This window comes from Pseudoxanthomonas sp. (assembly GCF_027498035.1).
Classification (GTDB): Bacteria; Pseudomonadota; Gammaproteobacteria; order Xanthomonadales; family Xanthomonadaceae; genus Pseudoxanthomonas_A.
On the sequence record NZ_CP114978.1, the window covers coordinates 634,550 to 657,087 of the forward strand.

General features: G+C 65.6%; 16 protein-coding genes. 14 read left to right on the top strand and 2 right to left on the bottom strand.

Going from position 1 to position 22,538, the window contains the following annotated elements:
• Positions 1 to 65: 65 nt before the first annotated feature.
• The 3 genes from acnD (at position 66) to O8I58_RS02955 (ending at position 4,907) form a co-directional block, all read left to right on the top strand.
• Positions 66 to 2,681, top strand: a complete 2,616-nt coding sequence (gene acnD, locus O8I58_RS02945) for a Fe/S-dependent 2-methylisocitrate dehydratase AcnD (RefSeq protein WP_298320547.1) — start codon at positions 66 to 68, stop codon at positions 2,679 to 2,681.
• Between the two features lie 11 nt (positions 2,682 to 2,692).
• Positions 2,693 to 3,874 carry a 2-methylaconitate cis-trans isomerase PrpF gene (prpF, locus tag O8I58_RS02950; protein WP_298320549.1) on the top strand — a complete coding sequence of 394 codons (1,182 nt, stop codon included), beginning with the start codon at positions 2,693 to 2,695 and terminating at the stop codon, positions 3,872 to 3,874.
• A gap of 112 nt (positions 3,875 to 3,986) precedes the next feature.
• A complete protein-coding gene (locus O8I58_RS02955) occupies positions 3,987 to 4,907 on the top strand; it encodes a M14 family metallopeptidase (protein WP_298320550.1) in 921 nt (306 codons plus the stop codon).
• A 15-nt stretch (positions 4,908 to 4,922) separates the two neighbouring features.
• Here O8I58_RS02955 and O8I58_RS02960 read toward each other — a convergent pair whose 3' ends face one another.
• Entirely contained in the window at positions 4,923 to 5,510 is a 588-nt protein-coding gene (locus O8I58_RS02960) for a histidine phosphatase family protein (RefSeq protein WP_298320553.1), read from the bottom strand.
• 335 nt (positions 5,511 to 5,845) lie between these two features.
• Positions 5,846 to 6,049, bottom strand: coding sequence for a hypothetical protein (locus O8I58_RS02965; protein WP_298320555.1), 204 nt, complete (start codon positions 6,047 to 6,049; stop codon positions 5,846 to 5,848).
• A gap of 265 nt (positions 6,050 to 6,314) precedes the next feature.
• On the opposite strand from O8I58_RS02965, the gene O8I58_RS02970 reads away from it, so the two are divergent.
• The 11 genes from O8I58_RS02970 to O8I58_RS03020 all read left to right on the top strand — a co-directional run bounded on the left by O8I58_RS02970 (position 6,315) and on the right by O8I58_RS03020 (position 22,500).
• Positions 6,315 to 7,757: a Wadjet anti-phage system protein JetA family protein gene (locus O8I58_RS02970; RefSeq protein WP_298320556.1), complete on the top strand. Its 1,443-nt coding sequence runs from the start codon at positions 6,315 to 6,317 to the stop codon at positions 7,755 to 7,757.
• Entirely contained in the window at positions 7,754 to 8,392 is a 639-nt protein-coding gene (locus O8I58_RS02975) for a DUF4194 domain-containing protein (protein WP_298320557.1), read from the top strand. The genes O8I58_RS02970 and O8I58_RS02975 overlap by 4 nt, the downstream gene beginning before the upstream one ends.
• Positions 8,379 to 11,804 (top strand): SbcC/MukB-like Walker B domain-containing protein, encoded by a 3,426-nt coding sequence (locus O8I58_RS02980; RefSeq protein WP_298320558.1) that lies wholly within the window; start codon positions 8,379 to 8,381, stop codon positions 11,802 to 11,804. The genes O8I58_RS02975 and O8I58_RS02980 overlap by 14 nt, the downstream gene beginning before the upstream one ends.
• A 537-nt stretch (positions 11,805 to 12,341) precedes the next feature.
• A complete protein-coding gene (gene tviB / locus O8I58_RS02985; RefSeq protein WP_298320560.1) occupies positions 12,342 to 13,619 on the top strand; it encodes a Vi polysaccharide biosynthesis UDP-N-acetylglucosamine C-6 dehydrogenase TviB in 1,278 nt (425 codons plus the stop codon).
• Positions 13,619 to 14,680, top strand: coding sequence for an SDR family oxidoreductase (locus tag O8I58_RS02990; RefSeq protein WP_298320562.1), 1,062 nt, complete (start codon positions 13,619 to 13,621; stop codon positions 14,678 to 14,680). Before tviB ends, O8I58_RS02990 begins: the two co-directional genes overlap by 1 nt.
• Positions 14,673 to 15,449 (top strand): 4'-phosphopantetheinyl transferase family protein, encoded by a 777-nt coding sequence (locus O8I58_RS02995; protein WP_298320564.1) that lies wholly within the window; start codon positions 14,673 to 14,675, stop codon positions 15,447 to 15,449. The genes O8I58_RS02990 and O8I58_RS02995 overlap by 8 nt, the downstream gene beginning before the upstream one ends.
• 168 nt (positions 15,450 to 15,617) lie before the next feature.
• Positions 15,618 to 17,015: a TIGR03013 family XrtA/PEP-CTERM system glycosyltransferase gene (locus O8I58_RS03000; protein ID WP_298320566.1), complete on the top strand. Its 1,398-nt coding sequence runs from the start codon at positions 15,618 to 15,620 to the stop codon at positions 17,013 to 17,015.
• A gap of 37 nt (positions 17,016 to 17,052) precedes the next feature.
• Positions 17,053 to 17,958: a TIGR04325 family methyltransferase gene (locus O8I58_RS03005; RefSeq protein WP_298320568.1), complete on the top strand. Its 906-nt coding sequence runs from the start codon at positions 17,053 to 17,055 to the stop codon at positions 17,956 to 17,958.
• Positions 17,959 to 18,038: 80 nt separating this feature from the next.
• Complete coding sequence (locus O8I58_RS03010) at positions 18,039 to 18,836, top strand: hypothetical protein (RefSeq protein WP_298320569.1); 798 nt, start codon at positions 18,039 to 18,041, stop codon at positions 18,834 to 18,836.
• Positions 18,837 to 18,972: 136 nt separating this feature from the next.
• The gene (locus tag O8I58_RS03015) at positions 18,973 to 19,893 is read left to right on the top strand and encodes a cupin-like domain-containing protein (RefSeq protein WP_298320571.1); all 921 of its coding nucleotides are present in this window, start codon (positions 18,973 to 18,975) and stop codon (positions 19,891 to 19,893) included.
• Positions 19,894 to 19,926: 33 nt separating this feature from the next.
• Positions 19,927 to 22,500, top strand: coding sequence for a non-ribosomal peptide synthetase (locus tag O8I58_RS03020; RefSeq protein WP_298320572.1), 2,574 nt, complete (start codon positions 19,927 to 19,929; stop codon positions 22,498 to 22,500).
• Positions 22,501 to 22,538: the final 38 nt, after the last annotated feature.

The following is a 22,538-nucleotide window of genomic DNA, read 5'->3' on the forward strand; positions in this document are numbered from 1 at the left end:
CCAGACGGCCCGTCGGTCACCTGCGATCCAGACGCCTTGTCCTTTTTCGTAGATCAGATCCGACCATGAACACCGCCCACCGCAAGCCCTTGCCTGGCACCCAGCTGGACTATTTCGATACGCGCGCGGCGGTCGATGCGCTGCAACCCGGCGCCTACGACACGCTGCCCTACACCAGCCGCGTGCATGCCGAAAACCTGGTCCGGCGCTGCGACCCGGCGCTGCTGGATGCGGCGCTGATGCAGCTGATCGAACGTCGGCGCGACCTGGATTTCCCGTGGTTCCCGGCGCGCGTGGTCTGCCACGACATCCTGGGCCAGACCGCGCTGGTGGACCTGGCCGGGCTGCGCGATGCGATTGCGGAGCAGGGCGGCGACCCGGCCCAGGTCAATCCGGTGGTGCCGACCCAGCTGATCGTCGATCACTCGCTGGCGGTGGAATACGCCGGCTTCGACAAGCAGGCGTTCGCCAAGAACCGTGCGGTGGAAGACCGCCGCAACGAAGACCGGTTTCATTTCATCGACTGGACCAAGCGCGCGTTCAAGAACGTGGACGTGATTCCACCGGGCAACGGGATCATGCATCAGATCAACCTGGAGCGGATGTCGCCAGTGGTCCACGCCATCGACGGCGTGGCGTATCCGGATACGCTGGTCGGCACCGATAGCCACACCCCGCACGTGGACGCGCTCGGCGTGATTGCCATTGGCGTAGGCGGATTGGAAGCGGAAAGCGTGATGCTGGGCCGCGCCTCGTGGATGCGGCTGCCGGACATCATCGGTGTCGAACTCAGCGGCCGGCCGCAGCCGGACATCACCGCCACCGACGTGGTGCTGGCGCTGACCGAATTCCTGCGCAAGGAAAAGGTCGTCGGCGCTTACCTGGAATTTTTCGGCGAAGGCGCCGACGCGCTGACCATTGGCGACCGCGCCACGATTTCCAACATGACGCCCGAATTCGGTGCGACCGCGGCGATGTTCTACATCGACCAGCAGACCATCGACTACCTGCGCCTGACCGGTCGCGAGGATGCGCAGGTCAAACTGGTCGAAACCTATGCCAGGACCACCGGGCTGTGGGCCGATGCACTGAAGACCGCGCAATACGAGCGCGTGCTGCGCTTCGACCTGTCCGGCGTGGTGCGCAACATGGCTGGCCCGTCCAACCCGCACAAGCGCGTGGCCACGGCCGAGCTGGCCGCGCGCGGCATCGCCGACGAAACCAAGCTGGAGGCTGGCAAGGCCGAACAGGCGCAAGGCCTGATGCCCGATGGCGCGGTGATCATCGCCGCCATCACCAGCTGCACCAACACCTCCAACCCGCGCAACGTGATCGCCGCCGGCCTGATCGCGCGTAATGCCAACGCGCGTGGACTGACCCGCAAGCCGTGGGTCAAAACTTCGCTGGCGCCAGGCTCCAAGGCCGTGCAGCTGTACCTGGAAGAAGCCAGGCTGCTGCCGGAGCTGGAACACCTGGGCTTCGGCATCGTCGCCTTCGCCTGCACGACCTGCAATGGCATGAGTGGCGCGCTGGATCCGAAGATCCAGCAGGAAGTGATCGACCGCGACCTGTACGCCACCGCGGTGCTGTCAGGCAACCGCAACTTCGATGGCCGCATCCATCCGTATGCCAAGCAGGCATTCCTGGCCTCGCCACCGCTGGTGGTGGCCTATGCGATTGCCGGCACCGTGCGCTTCGACATCGAAAAGGACGTGCTGGGCCTGGATCACGACGGCAAGCCGGTCACACTGAAGGACATCTGGCCCAGTGATGCGGAGATCGATGCCATCGTCGCCGCGAGCGTCAAGCCCGAGCACTTCCGCCAGGTCTACGACCCGATGTTCGCGCGCACCGCGCAGACCGGCGCGAAGATCGATCCGCTGTATGCGTGGCGCCCGCAGAGCACCTACATCCGGCGTCCACCGTACTGGGAAGGCGCATTGGCGGGCGAACGCACGCTGCGTGGCATGCGGCCGCTGGCGGTGCTGGGCGACAACATCACCACCGACCATCTGTCGCCATCCAACGCGATCCTGGGCAGCAGCGCGGCCGGCGAATACCTGGCGAAGATGGGCTTGCCGGAGGAAGACTTCAATTCCTACGCCACCCATCGCGGCGACCACCTCACTGCTCAGCGTGCGACCTTCGCCAATCCGAAACTGATCAATGAAATGGCTGTGGTAGACGGGCAGGTCAAGCCCGGTTCGTTGACCCGGATCGAACCGGACGGGCAGGTCACGCGCATGTGGGAAGCGATCGAAACCTACATGGAGCGCAAGCAGCCGTTGATCATCATTGCCGGTGCCGACTATGGCCAGGGCAGTTCGCGCGACTGGGCTGCCAAGGGCGTGCGCCTGGCCGGCGTGGAAGCCATCGTCGCCGAAGGCTTCGAACGCATCCACCGCACCAATCTGGTCGGGATGGGCGTGCTGCCGTTGGAGTTCAAGCCCGGGACCGACCGCAAGACGCTGGGCATCGACGGCACCGAAACCTTCGACGTGATCGGCACGCCGACGCCGCGTGCCGACCTGCAACTGGTGATTCATCGCAAAGACGGCGCGCGCCAGGAGGTCAGTGTGACCTGCCGCCTGGACACGGCAGAAGAAGTCGCCATCTACGACGCCGGCGGCGTGTTGCAGCGCTTCGCGCAGGACTTCCTGGCCTCGGCAAAAGCGGCTTAAGGATCAAGGGCATGGCATTCGCAGCACAGATCAGGATCCCTGCCACCTACATGCGTGGTGGCACCAGCAAAGGCGTGTTCTTCCGGCTGCAGGACCTGCCGGCCAACGCGCAGGCCCACGGAGCCGAACGCGACCGGTTGCTGATGCGGGTGATCGGCAGTCCCGATCCGTACGGCAAGCAGATCGACGGCATGGGCGGGGCGACTTCTAGCACCAGCAAGACGGTGATCGTCTCGGCCAGCCACCGGCCCGATCACGATGTCGACTACCTGTTCGGCCAGGTGTCCATCGACAGTGCATTCGTCGACTGGAGCGGCAACTGCGGCAACCTGTCGGCGGCGGTCGGTCCATTCGCAATCAGCAATGGCCTGGTCGATCCGGCGCGCGTGCCGCGCGATGGCATTGCCACCGTGCGGATCTGGCAGGCCAATATCGGCAAGACCATCATCGCGCACGTGCCGATGGTTGCAGGCGCGGTGCAGGAAACCGGCGACTTCGAACTCGATGGCGTGACCTTTCCCGCGGCCGAAGTGCAGCTGGAATTCCTCGACCCGGCCGATGATGCAGAAGGCGACGGCGGGGCAATGTTCCCCACCGGCAACGTGGTCGACACGCTGGAAGTGCCGGGCGTCGGCAGCTTCGACGCGACCCTGATCAACGCCGGCATTCCCACGATCTTCCTCAACGCCGCCGACCTCGGCTACACCGGTACCGAACTGCAGGACGCCATCAATGGCGATCCACAAGCGCTGGCCAGGTTTGAAACCATCCGTGCCCATGGCGCGGTGCGCATGGGCCTGATCGATGACGTCAGCGAAGCGGCCAAGCGCCAGCACACGCCCAAGGTCGCCTTTGTTGCGCCACCTGCGGGCTACACCGCGTCCAGCGGTAAAGTGGTGGCACTGGGCGATGTCGACCTGCTGGTGCGTGCGATGTCGATGGGCAAGCTGCACCACGCGATGATGGGCACGGCTGCCGTGGCCATCGGCACGGCGGCGGCCATTCCCGGCACGCTGGTGAACCTGGCTGCCGGCGGCGGCAAGCGCCAGGCCGTGCGCTTCGGCCATCCCTCCGGCACCTTGCGGGTTGGCGCCGAAGCGACCCAGATCGATGGAAGCTGGACCGTGCGCAAGGCGATCATGAGCCGCAGTGCGCGCGTGTTGATGGAAGGTTGGGTACGCGTTCCGGGTTGAGGTCACGGCTTCGAGACAGGGGCAAGGCGGGCAAGGCCATGGAGGAGGGTGCACGCCGCAAGGCATGCGAAAATCCAACCATCCGTCTTTCCCGAACTCCGCGAGCCAGCTCATGAATCCAGCGACGCCTTTCCCCATCGGTACACCCGGCAAGCCTTGGGGCACGGCCGAAAAGGCCGAGTGGCGTTCACGCCAGGTCGTCCGGCGCAGCTACCAGCAGGAAGTCGTCGAACCGATCAAAAAATTGCGCGATCACTTCGATGTCCTGCAGTACGGACAGCTCGACTATGCGCCGGACCAGTTCCCTTTGTACGCCGTGCGCAGCCGCGACTGGGACGACACGCTGCCCACGGCCCTGGTCACCGGCGGCGTGCACGGCTATGAAACCAGTGGCGTGCAGGGTGCGCTGCAATTCCTGAGGCAGCATGCAGCCGACTATGCCGGGCGCTACAACCTGCTGATCGCGCCCTGCATCAGCCCCTGGGGTTACGAGCGCATCCAGCGGTGGAACGCCGATGCGGTGGATCCGAACCGTTCGTTCCATGCGGACAGTCCGGCCCAGGAGTCGGCCGCCCTGATGCAGCTGGTCGCGCCACTGGATGGACAGGTCCTGGTGCACATCGACCTGCACGAAACGACCGACAGCGATGAATCCGAATTCCGTCCCGCGCTGGCTGCCCGCGACGGCGTGCCCTATGAACCGGACGGCATTCCCGACGGCTTCTACCTGGTGGGCGACAGCGAGAACCCGCAGCCGGCATTCCAGCAGGCCGTGATCGCGGAGGTGGCCAAGGTGACCCACATCGCGCCAGCCGACGGCAACGGCCAGATCATCGGTTCGCCGGTGGTGGCACCGGGCGTCATCAACTACACCGTCAAACGTTCGGGCCTGTGCGCCGGCGTGACCAATGCCACCTTCACCACGACCACCGAGGTCTACCCGGACAGTCCGCGGGCCACGCCACAACAGTGCAACGACGCGCAGGTCGCCGCCGTACGCGCCGCGCTGGACTACGCGCTGGCGCAGGGCTGAAACCGCCCGGGTCCGTCAGGGGCCGGCGTTCCAGCGCAGGATCACCGGCGCGCCTTCGTGCCGGACATCGACGCCGAGCAAGCTGATCGTTGCCGGATCAAGCACCAGGTGCCGGCCCAGTTCGATGGGCTGGCCGAGCCATCGCGCCGTCAGCACGCGTCCGAAATGTCCATGCGTGAACAGCGCCACGTTGCCCGTCAGGCCGCGCAGGCGTTCAACCAGGTGATCGGCGCGGGCCGCGACCGCCAGTGGCGTTTCGCCGCCAGGACAGCCGTCGTGCCAGATCTCCCAACCGGGCCGGTCGGCCAGGATTTCAGCCGAGCGCCGGCCTTCATCCTCGCCGTAGTCCCATTCGGCCAGGTCCGGATCCACGCTGGCCAGCGCGCTCAGGCCGGCCAGCGCGCAGGTGTCCTGGGCCCGGCGCCGCGGGCTGCTCAGCACGGTGGAGAAGGAGACGCCAGCCAGCGCCGGTGCCAGTTCGCGCGCCATCTGCTGGCCACGCGCGGTCAGCGGGATATCGGTACGCCCGGTATGACGACCGGACAACGACCATTCGGTCTCGCCATGACGGACGAGGAAGATCTGCAGTGGCGCGATGGACATCGAAGACGTGCTGGTTTGATGGTTCAAGGGACGGATGCCAGGGCAATGGCATGCCAGCGTCGCACACGCCGTGTCATGACGCCCACGCCTTTGGAAGCGCGGCAGCACGCGTACGCTAAAAATATGCGCTGTTGAACCTGGCGGTGTCCTGGCATTCCGCCAGGTGGAAGCCGCACGGGCCTTCGCCCTGATCGAGCCATCTGAGTGATGGTCGATGAGGTGATTGCGGCGAGGTCAGGCGCGCGCCCGAACCCGATCAGGGTTGCCCAACTCGCTCGCCATGAAAGCTGTGGAGCGTCGTTGCCCGTGGACTGAACCAGGTTGATCTGGCTCCTTCAGAAAAGCGCCATCTGTGCGGTGCTGGATGACTGGATGAATCGCGCACGTTTGGTTGAGCGGGTCGCATGTCGAACCTGCGGGTTGCCGGGGCTGCTCTTGCCGCCGGCCTTCGCATGGCCGGTGCCGATTGTGCGATTGAGGCCCGAATCAGGACCAAACCACAGATCCAATTGGTCGACGTTGGGCTTCCGTTGTTCCATGTTCGATATGCAGCGCCGCTCGGTTTGGCCAGGAAGCGACGTTGTAGAGCGGAAAAATGGGGTGCGGATCATAGAGGGTCCAGATCAATGCGACAACGCTGATGCAGGTGCCGCGACGTGCGCCCGCATCGAGGTCTTCCGCGGAAGCTGAAACACGCCTCCAGTTGCGGCGCTGCCCCGATCGGATGGAATGGGGCGACGGGGTGTCCCAACTTTGCGAAGATGTGCGCCATCGATCGATTGGGCCCACGCACGGAGGGGCGACTTGAGCAGCACAGGGACTTCAATTTCGCTTTTCAAGCTGGTTCCTGGTGAGTTGTTCCGGCCGCTGGCCTCTCCCAATCGCGAACATCACTGGCTGTTGCTATGCCGACTGTTCGACGAGTTCTTCGGCCCCGACGCACCGATGCCGCCCAGCGTGGGCCTGCCCAGGCGGGACATTACTGCGGCGATCGAGCGCTACCTGCTGACCGACGACCCCTGGGAAACCGAGGAAGGCGACGTGCCCGATGCACCGCTGCCGGCGCGCGCGCAGACCTTGTACGAGCGCTTCCGCAGTGCGGGCTGGCTGCGGCAGGAGCGGGTGGGCGCGCGCGAGATGGTGTCCATGCCGCCACTGGTGGCCCAGCTGCTGTCCACCCTGATCGACTTCAGCGAGCACGGGCCGACGTTCGTGTCGGCCAAGGTGCGCTCGATCGAGCTGCAGCTACAGCAGGTGGTGGAGGGCAGGGCCGGCGCCGATGCATTGGACGAGGCGGCCGACCAGGCACGCAAGCTGCTGGTGTCGCTGTCCTCGATGAGCCTGCAGGTGCGCGACCTGATGCCCGAGCTGAGCAAGGCCGAGAGCACGGCGCAGTTCGCCCGCCAGTGGTTCGAGCGCTACGTGGGTCAGTTCTTCATCGGCGACTACGCCGACCTGCACCGGGCCGACCATCCGCTGGCGCGGCGCAGTTCGATCCTGGCCATGGTCCAGCAGATCGAATCGACCGGGCTGCGAGACCGCCTGCAGGCCTGGTACGGCGAGCATCTGAATGGCCATGATCCCGAGCGCGCCAGCGGCCGCCTGCAGCGCAGCCTGCGCCGCCTGCACGAGCTGGACCGGATCGGCGAGTACCTGGGACGCCTGGATGACGACATCCGCCAGGCCAACCGTCGGGCGTTGGCCTTCATCGACTATCGCCTGCGCGCGCCCGACAAGCTCGACGTGCTGCTGCAGCGCGCCTGTCGTGGTGCGTTGAACGCGCCGGAAGATGCCCTGCGCATGCCGGTCGGGCCGGGCGGATTGATGAATGCCGAACGCCTGCGTGCGCCGCGCCAGAAACCCCAGCCCATCGCCCGCAGCGCCAACGCCAGCCAGCAGCCCACCGCCGAACAGCTGGCCCGCCTGAGCCTGCTGCGGCGGATCAAGCGCGCGCGCCTGGTCACGCCCGAGGACATGGCGCGCTATGTCGGGCGCCACCTGGAACAACAACCGCGCATCGACTCTTCGGAACTGAGCATCGACTCGATCGAGGACTTCCGGGCCTATCAGACGCTGATGACCCTGGCCCTGCGCAGTCATCGCCAGGGTGGCCTGCGCCGTGACGATCCGCTGGGACGGCTGCTGCGCGGGTTCCGCGTCGAGCTGGTGCCTGCGCTCGAACCGCTTGATACGCCTTACCTGAGCGCCTCGCGCTTTGTCATTCACCGGACGCCCAAAGCCGCATGAAACGCAGTTGGAACACCCTCAGCCAAGCCTCCAATGGCCTGTATGCCGTGCAGGACTTCGAGCGCGCCGCCTACCGGCTGGTGACCGAACAGGTCCTCTATGCCAGCGACCGCAATGCGCGCGTGGCCTACCACCTGATCGAAGCGCATCTCGAGGACTTCAAGTCCGCGCTGGAACCGCTGGGCATCGTGCTGGAGCGCAACGCCCATTACCGCTACGTGGTGGCCCTGCCGCGGCATGGCGAAGGCAGCCCGGTCTCGCTGGAGGAGACGATCCTGCTGCTGATCCTGCGCCACCGTTACGACCAGTCCATGCGCCAGGGCCAGATCGAAGACCTGGGCGAAGTGGTGGTGGACCTGCCCGCGTTGCAGGAGGCTTATCCGGCGTTCGCCGGCCGGCAGATGCCAGAAGTGGGCGCGTTGCGCCTGCTGGCACGTTCGCTCAAGCGCTGGGGCGTGTGCCGCCTGGTGGAAACCGAAGGCGACGACCCGCAACCCTTCCACCTGCAGGTGCGCCCGGCCATCGTGGAGATCGTGGGCGAGCACTGGCTGCAGCGTCTGGACCAGCACAACCGCGACGATCAGGACGGCCAGGGCGATGCTCCGGCAAGCGAGGACGACGATGCAGCTGCTTGAACGCGTCCACCTGGTCCAGTTCTTCCTGTTCGAGGCCCAGACCCTCCAGCTCGATCCCACCAGCGCGATCATCGCGCCCAACGGCGCGGGCAAGAGCGCGCTGCTCGATGCGCTGCAGATCGTGCTGCTGGGCGCCGACCGCAGCCGGATCCGCTTCAACGCCCAGGCCGGCGGCAGCAGCCGCGCGCGCTCGATTCGCGACTACTGCCTGGGCGTGTACCGCAGTGGCGATGAAGGCCGCAAACGCCGCACCGCCACCACCTACATCAGCCTGGTGTTCCGCGACCAGGAGACCGGCGAGCCGCTGACCGCCGGTATCGCGCTGGGCGCGTCGGTGGACGAGCCCGACCATCGCGTCCACGGCCTGTACCTGCTGCCCGGCGTGGCCCTTGCACTCGAAGACCATCTGGAACGGGTCGATGGCAAAACCCTGCCGTTGGCCTGGGCTTCGTTCCGCGAGCTGGGCGCCAGGCTGTGCAAGCAGGCCGGCACCAAGCAGGAGCTGCACACCACCAGCGAGCGCTTCCTCAAGGACCTGCTGTTCCGCCTGCGCGCCTCGCCGACCCTGCACCCGGACCTGGGCGCCTATCGCAAGGCGTTCTCCAACGCGTTGAACCTGCAGAAGCACGAGGACATCGACCTGTTCGTGCGCACCCTGGTGGCCGAAGACCGGCCCACCGAGATCGCGCGGTTCCGCGCTCTGCTGGAGACCTTCCGCCAGATCAAGGACAAGATCGAGCAGGTCGCCCGGCGTATCGAGGTGGCCGAAAAGGTCGACGAGCAGTACGGCAAGATCGCCGCCCAGGCCGAGCGCGCCGCCTCCAGTCGTGCATTGGAGGCCGAGTACCGGCGTGACCTGCTGGGCGAACAGGTCGAGCAGGCCGATCAGCAACTGGCCCGGGCCGCCGAAGAACTTTCCACCGCCGGGCGCGTGCTGCAGGAGGCCCGCAGCGGTCGCAGCAGTGCACGCCAGGCCTACGAGCAGGCCCAGCAGCGGCTGCAGGGCACCCATGGCTTCGCCGACCAGGCGTCTTTCGATGCCATTGCCGGGCGTGACCGCGACCAACTGGTCCAGCGCAAGAAAGACCTGATCCGCCAGCTCGCCTATGTGCGCGACCAGCTGCAGGCCGTGGCCGGATTGAAGCTGGACGCGCTGGATCCAACGGCATTGGCCGAGGCCGTGGCGCCCTGGCAGCAGTGGCTGGAGGAACTGGGCGCGTTGGCCGGCGATTCGGAAATTCCGCTCTCGCCCGAAGCGCTGCATGCCCAGGCCTTGGCCGCGCTGAAACAGAGCGCGCCGATCCTTGGCGCGGTCGCCCAGCACGCCCGCCTCAGTCACGCCGCATGGGAAGAAGCCAGCGCCCGCCGCGACAGCGCCAGACGCAACCAGGGGCGTGTCAGCGCGGGCCAGTCCGAGCTGCGTCCGGATGTCGTGCGGCTGATGAACTACCTGCACGATGAAGGCATCGAGGTGCGGCCGGTCTGCGACCTGGTTCGCATCACCGACACTTCCTGGCAGCCCGCCATCGAAGCCTACCTGCGCAGCCACGTCGAAGCGCTGCTGGTGCCAGCCGAACACGAGGAGCGCGCGACCCGGCTGGTGCGCTCGCTCCAGGGCGGCCGCGCCGTCTATGGGGTGAAGCTGGCCCTGAGTACCCACGCCAGGGCGGGCAGGGCAGAACATCCGGCGGTCGATGCGGTCGCCAGCCTGATCGCTGGCGACAACGCCGAGGCGGTGGCCTACCTGCGCCGCCAGCTGGGCGAGCTGCGCCAGGTCGACAGCGACCAGGACGTGGTGCGCACCCGCCAGGGCCTGACCCGCGATGGCCTGGTGGCCAAGGGCGGCGGCATCGAGCGCCGACGCCTGCCGGCCGCCTCCGAACTCAAGATCGGCGCCACCGACAGCCGCGAGCGGCTGCGCAGCCTGCGTGAAGAGCTGGAGACGGCCGAACAGGACGTGCGCAGGTTGGAGCCGGCCTATCGCCAGGCCGAAGCCCTGCAACAGGCACTATCGCGCTTCGCCGATGCCGATGAAGTTGCCCTGTCGATCCACGACGGACTACTGCAGCACAAGGATGCCGAAGCGCGTTACCGGATCACCCGCGAGAGCCACGCCGCCCAGCTGGATCCAGACCTGGTCCAGCTTTCCGAACAGGTCCGCGAGCTGCAGGCGCGGGCGGGGCAATTCGACCTGCAGATCGAACAGCTTGCCGGCAAGGAAGCGGTGGCTCAGGGCAACCGCGATGCTGCGGAACGCCTGCTGGCCGCGCTCCGCTCACAGGAGGAGTTCTACTCCAGGAATGCCGTCGCAGCCTTCAACGATCCTGACGTCAATCCCAACCGGGTGGAGCGCCAGCGCGAGGAGCTCGACGAAAAGCTGCCCTCGCTGGAGGACCGGGTCAAACGCTGCGAGGAACGCGCCCGCGATGCGGACCGCCAGCTTGCCGCACTGGTGCCGGCCGCCTGGAGCGAGCTGGCCCAGTACGCCAAGGATCACGGCAGCACCTTCGATTTCGCAGCCGATGCCTGGCGCCCGGCGCAAGGGTTCCTGAAGAAGGAACTCGACCACCTGCGCGGAACCGAGTTGGCCCAGTACCAGGCGCAGGCGGCCGAAGCCTATGGCACGGCGGTGGAGACCTTCCGCACCAACGTCGCTTCCACGCTGTACGACAACTTCTCCAAGCTGCGGCACCAGATCAATACGCTCAACCGCACCCTGCGTTCCAGTCCAGCGTTCTCCAATAACGAGCGCTACCAGTTCCACTTCGAGGTCATCGCCGAATACCAGGAGCTGCACCGCTTCATCCAGCGGGCAGCCGATCTCAATGGCGAGGACGGCCTGTTCGGCACCGCCGGCGAGGTGCCTGCGGCCTTCCATGATCTGATCGAGGACAGTGCCCAGCCCAGGATGGCTGCTTCGCCGCTGGATGACTACAGGCGCTTCTTCAAGTTTGAAGTCCAGATCAAGCAGGATGACCGCGTCATCGGCACCCTCAGCGAGCGCATGCGCTCGGGTTCGGGTGGCGAACATCGCGCGCCGCTCTACGTGATCGCCGGCGCCGCGCTGGCCGCCGCTTACGGCAAGAGCGATGCGCATCCCGGCGGCATGGGACTGATCCTGCTGGATGAGTTCGGCGACAAGATCGATGCACAGAATGCCCGCGCAACGACCAACTACCTGCGTTCGCTGGGCCTGCAACTGGTGCTGGCCGCGCCCGATACGGCACAGGGCACGTTGAGTGGCGTCATGGACAGCTACATCGAACTGTTCCGCGACGGCGACCTGTTGCAGGTCGAACGCATCGAGGTCAAGGCGGCCGCACGCGAACTGCTGCTCAGCGACCAGTTCGATCTGCACCCGGAGCTGCTGGCAGCCGAGACCGATCGCATCAACGCCGAGCGCAATGCCTGAGCATGGCGTTGGCCAGGGCCACCCTGGAGCGGCTGTTTCACCGCGGCGAACGCGCACGCCTGCGCGACGGCGATGCCGTGGTGTCCCTTGACCCACCCCCGGCAAACGGGGCCAATCTGAAGTAGACACTTCGCCCCGCATGGCTCCGTAGCGCGAGCAGCCAGGCGATGCAGGGGGCGCGTTTTATTTAGAGGAACAGATGGCGTACGCGCTTACGCCAGTCGGGCTGGGGAGGGCCTTGGGCGAGATCTGTCCTGCGGATGCGGCGCCGAAGAGGGGCGGAATCCCTGCCGGCTGATACCCCTGGAAACCGGAAAACCGCGGTGCGCCTACGGCGAGGGCATCACCTGCAGTGACCGATCCAGGTCTCGCAGTTTCCATGCGAGGCCTGCGGCCGCGCCGCCCGATTTCATGCATGTGGCCCGTCGCGTCGCGCCCGCCTGTCCGGCCGCGATGGGTTCAGGCGTTGTGGCGTATGCGACATGAGGCATGGGTCTTTCGCTTCCTGTTCCGCAATGACCGTCACGGACGTATCGCATGCAGAATCTGGAAGGCAGCAGGATCGCCATCATCGGCCTGGGTTACGTCGGGCTGCCGTTGGCGGTGGAATTCGGCAAACACTATCCAACGCTCGGTTTTGACATCAATGCCGCACGGGTCGAGGAACTGCGGGCTGGCCGGGACAGCACGCTTGAAGCGAGCGCGGCCGAGCTGGCAGCCGCCAGGCAGCTGAGCTTCAGTACCCAGCTGGAAGATCTTCGCAGCTGCAACGTTTACATCGTCACCGTGCCCACGCCGATCGACGCTGCCAAACGCCCCGACCTGACGCCGCTGGTCCGTGCAAGCCAGACGCTTGGCCAGGTGCTCAAGCCTGGCGACGTGGTGATCTATGAGTCCACGGTGTATCCCGGCTGCACCGAAGAGGTCTGCGTGCCGCTCCTTGCCCATGGCTCGGGGCTGGTCTTCAACCGCGACTTCTTCGCCGGTTACAGCCCGGAGCGGATCAACCCCGGCGACAAGCAGCACCGTGTCACCTCCATTCTCAAGGTCACCTCAGGTTCGACGCCCGAGGCGGCTGACTTCGTGGATCGCCTTTACGGATCGATCATCACCGCCGGTACCCACCAGACCAGCTGCATCAAGGTGGCCGAGGCGGCCAAGGTGATCGAGAACACGCAGCGCGACCTGAACATCGCACTGGTCAACGATCTTGCGATCCTGTTCAACAAGCTTGGCATCGACACCCTGGAAGTGCTGCAGGCGGCCGGCACGAAGTGGAACTTCCTGCCATTTCGGCCTGGGCTTGTCGGTGGCCACTGCATCAGCGTCGATCCGTACTACCTGACGCACAAGGCGCAGGAGGTCGGCCATCACCCGGACGTGATCCTGGCCGGACGACGCACCAACGACGGCATGGGGCCATACATCGCCAGCGAGGTGATCCGGCTGATGGTGCGCAAGGGCATCAATCCGGTGAGCGCCAGGGTGCTGCTGCTGGGGTTGGCCTTCAAAGAGAACTGTCCGGACCTGCGCAACACCCGGGTGATCGACATCATGCGTGCGCTGCACGGCTACAGCGTCCAGGTTGACGTGCACGACCCCTGGGTTGACGCCGCCGAGGCCGTGCACGAATACGGCCTGTCGCTGATGGATCAGCCCGCGCCAGGCGATTACGACGCGGTGGTTGTGGCTGTCGGGCACAAGCAGTTCGCGGCATTGGGTGCTGAAGGCGTACGCGCCTTCGGCAAGCCCGACTCGGTGATCTATGACGTGAAGTACGTGCTGCCCCGCGAGGCAGTGGACGGGAGGCTCTGATGGCGACGCTGAATGCCTTGTTGCCGCACGACATACGGTCGCGCGTGGCTCAGGAAACCGGAATCTGGCTGGTCACCGGCGCCGCCGGTTTCATCGGCTCCAATCTGGTCGAGACGCTGCTGGGACTGGGCCAGCGCGTCGTTGGCTTGGACAACTTTTCCACCGGGCACCAGCGCAATCTGGATGAAGTCCAGCGACTCGTTGGACCGCAGGCGTGGGGGCGCTTCCGTTTCATCCGCGGCGACAGCTGCGATATGCAGGTCTGCCGGGCAGCCTGCGCTGGCGTGCGCCATGTGCTGCACCAGGCCGCGCTGGGCTCGGTGCCGCGCTCGATCGAGGACCCGCTGGATACCCACGCGTCGAACGTGACCGGCTTCCTCAACATGCTGGTGGCGGCCAGGGATGCAGGGGTTGAAAGCTTTACCTATGCCGCATCCAGTTCCACCTACGGCGATGAGCCGAGCCTGCCCAAGCTTGAGGACGTGATCGGACGGCCGCTGTCGCCCTATGCGGCCACCAAGCTGTTCAACGAGCTTTACGCCGAGGTCTTCGATCGCTGCTATGGCTTCCGCGCGATCGGCCTGCGCTATTTCAATGTGTTCGGGCGCCGCCAGGACCCGAACGGCGCCTACGCCGCGGTGATCCCGCAATGGATCGCCACGATGCTCCGCGACGAAGGGGTTTACATCAACGGCGATGGCGAAACCACGCGGGATTTCTGCCACGTGGCCAATGCAGTGCAGGCCAACCTGTGCGCCGCGCTGGCGACGGACGACAACCGCAACCTGGTCTACAACGTGGCGGTCGGCCAGAGCAACAGCCTGAATGGCCTGTTCGATGGACTGGTGGCGCAACTGGAGGCCGTGGGTGTGCGCTATCGGCAACGCCCCGTGTATCGCGACTTCCGCGCCGGTGATGTACGCCACTCGCTGGCTGACATCCGCCGCGCCACCGAGCGGTTGGGCTACACGCCCACCCACACCCTGCCTGAAGGGCTACGCGAGGCGATGCCATGGTACGTGGAGTTCATCGCCGAGCAGGCGGCCTGTTGCAGTGCCTGATGCCGCTCGCGCCACGGTGAACCAGGCTGCGGCAAGCCTGCAATTCGTGGCCCGCGCACGACGGGCCATGGAGGCCACGGGGCTGCGCCCTTGCAACGTTGGTGAAGTCAGCATCGTGCTCTTCGACACGGTGGCCTGGGGTGAACTTGAACCCGACGCGTACCGGCTACTGGACGCCAATGAGCGCCGCCGTGCCGCGCGCTTCCGGTTTGAGCGCGACCGATGCACCTACGTGCTCGCGCACGCCATGTGGCGCGTGGTGCTGGGGATTTCCCTCGACGCGCCTCCGGGCGAGGTGCCGCTGCATTTCCTGCCTACAGGTCAACCGCACCTTCCCGGCACCCGCTTCACCACCAGCCTGAGTCACAGCGGCCCGGTGGTGCTCATTGCCGTGGGGCTGGTAGGAGCCCTGGGGATCGACGTCGAGCGCTGGCCATCACGCGTGTCGATGGACGCCCTCCTGCAGGTGATCTGCTCGCCCGAAGAACGCGGCCCATTGGGTGCGCTGCCGCCAGATCAACGCGAACGCGAACTGCTGCAACTCTGGACGCGGAAGGAAGCCTTGCTCAAGGCATGGGGCACCGGGCTGGAGCAGGCGCCTGCCAGCTTTTGGTCTCCGCCGGGCGGGATTTCCGTTCCGCCGCAGGGACTGATCGGGGTTCCATGCAAGGCGATTGATCTGACGCTTGCCGAAGGACACCTGGGCGCGCTTGCCGTATCGCTGGATGTCGCCCGATACCGGCTCTACACCGTGGCTCGCAACGCCTGACCAAGCGGCGGCGTGCCCCAAGCCCAGCAGAAAAATCAGTTCAGGTGTCCGCACCCGGATTCAATGCCCGTATCACCCAGTTGTACATCGCTATTTCATGGGGTAGGGACCGGTCCCCGGGGGGAGTGGCCTTCAGGTGCGGTGCTTTGATGATGAGTGGGGTGGGGCATGCGCCGTTTCGTATACGGACAAGCTGCTCGTTGGCTTCTGTTTCTTGGCGTTATCGAGTTGATGCTGCTGAGCGCCTCGATGTACGCGGCAACACATTTGCGTCTGCGCACGCCCGAGGAGTTCGATCAGTCCGTCCATTTCCTGCCGGCACAGGCGCTTCTGTTTGCGGTGCTGATCATGCTCGGCCTTGGGGCACTGGGCCAGTATCAAACCTACATGCGGGCAAGCTGGTTTGGCCTGCTTGCGCGTCAGGCGATCGGGTTTGGACTGGGTGGCTTCGGCCTAGTCGTGGCGTACTACGTTGTCCCGCAAGCCTACGTGGGGCGCGGCGTGCTGGGTATTGCGCTGGTCATTGGCTTCCTGGCCGTCACCGCCTTTCGTGCTGCTTTCATGCGGTTGGTGGAGATCGAGGCCTTCAAGCGCCGCGTGCTCGTGCTGGGGGCAGGCGAGCGTGCGTCGCTGATCCATTACCGCCTGCGCAGGCGCAGCGACCGACGGGGATTTTCCGTCGTCGGTTTCGTGCCTAGTCCGGGCGAAACGGTCGCCATACCGGCCGAGTTGCTGGTGACGCCGGAAAAACCGCTCCGCGAGTGGGCCGGGTTGCGCAGGGTGGATGAGATCGTGGTCGGGGTCGAGGATCGTCGCGGCAGTGTGCTGATGGAGGATCTGCTCGAATGCTGGCAGACCGGCATCGTGATCACCGACCTGACCACCTTCTTCGAACGTGAGGCCGGTCGCGTGCAGTTGTCCCTGACCCATCCGTCCTGGCTGGTTTACTCCGGCGGCTTCCACGCCACGCCATTACGTTTGTTCACCAAGCGCAGCTTCGATCTGATTGCTTCACTCACCGTGCTGATGCTGACCTGGCCGTTGATGCTGCTGGTGATGCTTGCCATCCGCATCGAGTCCGGCGCAGGCCAGCCGATCCTGTACCGGCAGGAGCGGGTCGGTATGCGCGGACGGACGTTCTGGCTGGTGAAGTTCCGCAGCATGCGCACCGATGCCGAACTGGATGGCGTGGCGCGCTGGGCCCGCGCAGGCGACGAGCGTGTGACGCGTGTCGGTCGCTTCACGCGCAAGGTGCGCCTGGATGAGTTGCCACAGCTCTGGAACGTATTGAAGGGCGAAATGAGCTTCATCGGGCCACGACCCGAGCGTCCTCAATTCGTTGCTGATCTCGGCAGGAGCATCAGCTACTACAACCTCCGCCACTGCCTCAAACCAGGCTTGGCCGGCTGGGCGCAGCTGCGCTATCCGTACGGAGCCTCCGAAGACGATGCAGCCGAGAAACTGAAGTACGACCTGTACTACGTCAAGAACCACAACCTGCTTTTCGACCTGCTGATCATGATTCAGACCGTTGAAGTCGTGATTTTCGGAACGGGCGCGCGTTAGGGCCATTGGCCAGCCGGTTCCAGTAGCGCGCGTGTGCATGAAGGCCCAGGGCATCGCCGCCGTGACGTCGTCTTCGATCGATGGACCGCAACAATTCCAGGAACAGTGTCAGATGCCAACGAAGGGAATTTCAGGAAACCTCAGGCGCATGGCCCATGACGGCGCCGAGTTGCCCGGTGTCCGGCTGCTGGCAAAGCCGGTGTATCGATTGATGTTCGACCGCGGAGCGCTGTCTTCGAATTCCTACTACGGCGTGTATCCCAGCCATGACGCGGCGCTCGCCCAGGCGCCGAAGACCCTGCCCACGGGCTATGACCTGCCGCGTGCGGCAGATCTCTACCACGAGCGGCTGGACAGCATCCTGCCAAGCGACTATCCGGTCCTGTTCTGGCTGTCGCAGATCTTCCTGTCAGGTCAACGCACGCTCTTCGACCTTGGTGGGCACATTGGAATCAGTTACTACGGCTTCCAGTCCTACATCGATTATCCCGATGACCTGCGCTGGCTGGTTTACGACCTGCCAGCGCTGGTGTCGGCCGGGCGTGAGTGGGCCGGCCAGCACGATACCGGTCGCAGGCTGGGCTTCACCCAGTCCCGCGAGGATGCCGATGGCTGCGCCATCCTGCTGGCGAGCGGGGTACTCCAGTATCTCGACTTCACCCTCCCGGAAATGCTGGGTTCCCTGCGGAATCCGCCCCGGCACGTGCTGGTCAACGTCACGCCGTTACATCCGGACCGGAGTTTTTTCACCCTGCAACGGATCGGGGAACTTTCCAGCTGCCCCTACCGGGTGATGGCCGTACCGGATTTCGTCGACGAGATGAAGGCGCTGGGCTACACGGTGGTCGATCGATGGGAGTCCTTCGAGCGCTACATGCGGATTCCGTTCGAGGGCGACCACTCGATCGACCGCTACTACGGCTTTTATTTCCAGCGTAGCTGACGACATCAGGAAAGGAAGGGAAAGACGTGAATGGTCAATGCGAACATCCCAGGGCAAGGCACCGGGCGCCTTGGGTCGCCATGGCCGTCGCGCTGCTCCTTGCCGCGAGCGGCAGCTTTGCAATGGGCTTGACCGTGGATCCGTTGGCGGCGACGAAAAGCCCATCCCTTGGATCGCACACCCTGCTTGTGCAAACCGACGGCGAGGGTGTCAACCCTGCGATCACCGCACCCGTTTCGACGCAGGAAGCAGGGAGTTCGCTGCTTGTCCTTGTCGGTGGATTCGCAAGCAATGCCAGCCTTCCATCCGACACCTATGGCAACACATGGGTGCGCCGGGATCCGGTCGTGACCTACAACGGGTATGGCGGGCGCTTCAACACCGCCGCGTACGTGGCGCTTTCGGCCAGGGGCGGCGCAGGCCATCGGGTGCGCCTTGCCAAGGAGGGTGAGGAGGCCGGTGAAATCACCGCGCCCTTCATCGAGATCCGCAATGCAGGCGTCCTCCAGGACGTCGCCCAGAACTATCCAACGCCCGACCTGATGAGCCGACTCACCGGGAAGGTCCGGCATGTGCTGGATGGTGCGAACGAAAACGGCGGACGCGCCGACCTGACCAGTGCCAGCGTGACCACGACCGGGCCGGCCACCCTGGTGGCGGTGTGGTGGGGCGATGCGTACGTCTATCGGATGACGGCCGTCCCCAACAATGGCTTCAAGGTGATCGACCGCTTCCTTGAGCTGCCGCCGAACAGTGGCGTGCAGTGTGCCGTGGCAGTCAGGCAGGTGGATCGGGCTGGCAGCTATCAGGTCACCTGGAGTGGCACGCCGGCGCAGGGCGCAATTCTGTGGTTGTTCGCGTTCCAGGCAAAACGTTAGCGGAGTCCCGATTCGCAGCCACGGGAGTTCCTGTTGCGCCTGGCACGGCGATCAAACATCCACGCGGCGCGATACAGGACGTATTCGATGGAAGTCGCCACCGGCCAGGCCGGTGGCTGCAGAGAGGTGGAAACGCATGGATATGAAATCCAGTCTGGTTGATGTCGATTGGTCGTCGTTCGAACCCTGGCGCATCCAGCCGGTCAGGCACCGGCTCATGCAGCACGACTTGCTGCGTTTTGATGCATTGGTTGAACTCGGCAAGCGACTGGAGGCGCAGCGCTGCATCCGCACCCACGGCAGCGAGGCGAGCGCGGGAACACCCTTCAACGCCGCGCCCGACCTGCACCCCAATGCACGGTCGGCAGTGGAAACGCTGCAGCAGATCAAGAAAGCCAAGGCGTGGATGTCGCTCCTGAACGTGCAGGTCGATGCGACCTACCGGAGCCTGGTGGACGAGGTGCTTGACGAACTGAAGCGTGGGATCGATCCGGTCGACCCGGGCATGTGCTACCGCGGCGGCTGGATCTTCATCACTTCGCCAAACACGGTGACGCCGTTCCATTTCGACAAGGAACACAATTTCATCCTGCAGGTGCAGGGTCGGAAGACCCTGTATGTCTGGGATCGAAGTGACACGGTCGTGGCCAGCGACCGCGCGCGTGATCGCTTCCATGCCAGCCATGAGCGCGACCTGCTGGTCTGGAAGGAAGCATTCCGGGAACGCGCGCAGGTGTTCCATCTCGAACCGGGCATGGGTGCTTACATGCCCTCGACCAGCCCGCACATGGTCGAGAACGGCGACGAGCCTTCGGTCACCGTCAGCTTTACTTACTACACCAACGCCACCCGTCGGGACAGCCAGCTGCACAGGGCGAATGAGCGCGTGCGTGCCCTGGGGTTGCAACCACCCGGTGTTGGCGAAAGCGCGTTACTGGATGCGTGCCTGCTTGCCGGCTTCAGCACGGGCGCCGGTGTCCGTGACTGGGTCCGTCGCCTGGCCGGAAAGCCACCACGCTCGGACCGGTCACCCTATGCCTGCGTAGGGCGCCACTGACCTTCCTTCATCCCCGTTCGGGACGCCACGGACATGAGCCTCTCACTCGATCATTGCTGCACCGCGCAGGCCGATAGCTCGCTGCTGGATGTCCTGGTGCGCACGACGCCAATGCAGGGCGAACCTGTGCCGCGCCGGCTTTGCCGCCCGCTCGAATTGCAGGTGCCGGCCGCGCTCGCTGAACGTGCGGACCGGCTCGACATGCCGCTGGCCGCGATGCAGACAGCGGCCTTGGCCATCCTCGTCGCCCGCCTGACAGGGCAGTCGCATGTATCGATCACCGCGGCCGATGGCGCGGCAAACTTCGAGGTACCGCAGGCCGGCCCGCTCGACGCCTGGTTGGCGGGTGCCGGTTCGGTGCAGCGTGATGACGCAGGGATGCCTGCGCCAACCACGCCCAGCATCATCGGCCGATGGACGGACGATCCAGCACTCGATGCCTCGCTGGACACGCCGCTGCTGTGGACGATCCAAACCGGCGACAGCGCGATGTTGCAGCTACGCTTCCTCTGCCCGGTCATCGACAACGGGATGGCGGCGCTGCTGGCGGACGCTCTCGCCCAGGTGTTACGCGGGCTGGCGGTCGCACAGGATCTCAACGAGGTCCAGGCGATGGACATGGCCGAGCACCATCGCTTGCTCCAGGCGTGGAACGCGACTTCGGTCGTTCGCAGCGGACCGTGCAGCGTGCACGGTCTGTTCGGCGAGGTCGCCCGGACCCATCCGTTGGATGTCGCAGTCGAATGGGCGGACGGACGGCTGTCTTACGCAGCGCTGGATGCACGCGCCGAGCACGTGGCGCACGGCCTGCGCGCGTCTGGCGTCGTCGCCGGGGACATCGTCGCGTTGCTGCTGGATCGCTCGCCCGACGCCATCGTCGCGCTGCTGGGCATCCTCAAGGCCAGCGCCGCGTATCTCCCGCTTGATCCTTCGCATCCGGCCGAGCGCCTGGCCTTTTCGATCAACGATGCCAATGCCGCCCTGGTGATCGCGGCCCGGGAAGACCTCGATCTGCCCGGCGTCGTCGCGCGCGTGGCCAGCCTGGCCCAGATCGAAGCCCAGGCCGCAGATGCGCCTGACCCGGCGCCCACGGTGGACGGGCATGCGCTGGCCTACGTGATGTACACCTCCGGCTCGACCGGAACACCCAAGGGCGTGGAAATCCCACACCAGGCGATCATCCGGCTGGTATGCGGGGTGGACTACGTCGATCTGGCCGACAAGCCGCGCGTCCTGCATGCGGCGCCGCTGGGTTTCGATGCCGCCACGCTGGAAATCTGGGGCCCGCTGCTCAACGGCGGAACCTGTGTCATCCATCAGGAATGCATCCCCAGCGGCAAGCGCCTGGCTGCGACGATCAGTCGCCATGACGTGCGCATTGCCTGGCTCACTTCGGCGTTGTTCAACGCCATCGTCGATGAAGACGCGCAGGACCTGCGCGGGCTGGCGCAGCTGTTCATCGGCGGGGAAGTGCTGTCCGTCGCACACGTGCGGAGAGCACAGGCTGCTTTACCCGGGCTGGCGATCATCAATGGCTACGGGCCGACCGAATGCACGACGTTTTCGACGACCTATCCCATCCCGCATGGGTTGCCGACAGCACTACGCGCGATCCCGATCGGTCGACCGATCGCCGACACCACGCTGCTGGTATTGAACGCACGTGGCGAGCCAGTGCCGGTCGGCGTGATCGGCGAGCTGTACATCGGTGGCCTGGGGCTGGCGCACGGCTACCTGGGGCGTGCCGAACTGACCGCCGAGCGCTTCGTCATGGACCCCACGGGGGCTTCCCAGGCGCGCTTCTACCGCACCGGCGACCTGGTGCGCTGGTTGCCCGAAGGCGTACTCGACTTTATCGGGCGGGTGGACGGACAGGTCAAGATTCGCGGCTATCGCATTGAAACCGGTGAGATCGAAGCCGCCTTGCAGCGGATCCCGGGCGTGCGTGCGTGTGCGGTACTGGCGCGCGAAGACCGGCCGGGCCAGAAGCGGTTGGTCGCGTATTACGTTGCCGACGATGCGGCGCCCGCCGTGCCGCAGCTGCGGGCCGAGCTCTCGCGCCAATTGCCGGAGTTCATGGTGCCGGTGAGCTGGCTGCGGCTGGAGGCGTTGCCGGTCACCGCCAACGGCAAGCTGGACCGGCGCCAGTTGCCGCAACCGGATCGGGGCCGGCCGGAGCTTGCCCGTGCCTACAGCGCGCCGATTGGAGCGGTGGAGCAGGCCATCTGTGATCTGTTCGCCACGTTGCTGGGGCTGGACAACGTTGGACGCGAGGACAATTTCTTCGAACTCGGCGGTCACTCGCTGCTGGCCATGCAACTGGTTGCGCGCCTCCATGCCGAGCGCTCGCAGGCACCCACCATCACCAGCTTCTTCGGCGACCCGACCCCGGCAGCGGTGGCGGCCAGCATCGAGGGCAGGGCGAGCCGGACGGTCGCCGCCGAACGCCTGGCGCAGCCGCGCGACCCAGCCGCTGCGCAGGAGCCGGTCGCGATCATCGCCATGGCGGGCCGTTTCCCCGGTGCGTCGGATGTGGAGGCCTTCTGGCGCAATCTCTGCGCAGGCGAGGAGTCCATCAGTTTCTTCTCACACGGCAGAGGAGCTTGATCGCTCCATTCCCGCGGCACTGCGGAACGATCCGGCTT